Source organism: Candidatus Hepatincolaceae symbiont of Strigamia maritima (assembly GCF_055505085.1).
The window spans coordinates 1-480 of sequence record NZ_DBKDTU010000221.1 but is presented as its reverse complement, the minus strand read 5'-3'; the positions used below and the strand labels follow the sequence as shown (position 1 = coordinate 480).

Below are 480 nucleotides of genomic sequence, written 5' to 3'. Positions count from 1 at the left end.
TTTTTTTAGTTTTTATGATATAAAAGTACATCTTTTCTTTTTTCTAATATATTTTTAATTGGTATATCGTGTAATTTTTCTCTATAGTCTTTTACCATCTCATATATAGCTAGGAAATAAATCCCATTAACTTTAATTTTATTCTCTAACGAGAATTTAAAAGCTTCTTCAAAACATTCATTAAAGAGTTTTTTATCTATAGAATATCCTTGTTTAGTATCATCGCCTTTAATTAAATAATCTAAAGAGACATTTAAGCAATGAGATAAATTGTATAATGTTTCTAAATCAGGTTTAGCTTTACCCTTAATCCAGTTATTTAAGTTAGTTGGGTGAATCTCAAAAAACTCTGCAAATTCTTTTTGAGTTTTAAAATTTTTTAAAATAGCTTTTTCTAATCTATGTCCAAATTGTTTTTTAATGTCCATTGATATTCCTATATTTTTAATTAAATTACATATATTTTAATTTTTTGTATTG

The 480-nt window shown here is 22.1% G+C and carries 1 protein-coding gene; it reads right to left on the bottom strand.

Annotated elements, in window-relative coordinates:
* Positions 1–5 precede the first annotated feature (5 nt).
* Positions 6–428, bottom strand: coding sequence for a helix-turn-helix domain-containing protein (locus ACQCX0_RS06070; RefSeq protein ID WP_462563279.1), 423 nt, complete (start codon positions 426–428; stop codon positions 6–8).
* Positions 429–480: the final 52 nt, after the last annotated feature.

Bases quoted from the DNA above. Each gene is read 5' to 3' on its own strand.
- ACQCX0_RS06070 (WP_462563279.1), bottom strand. From the start codon at position 428: ATGGACATTAAAAAACAATTTGGACATAGATTAGAAAAAGCTATTTTA.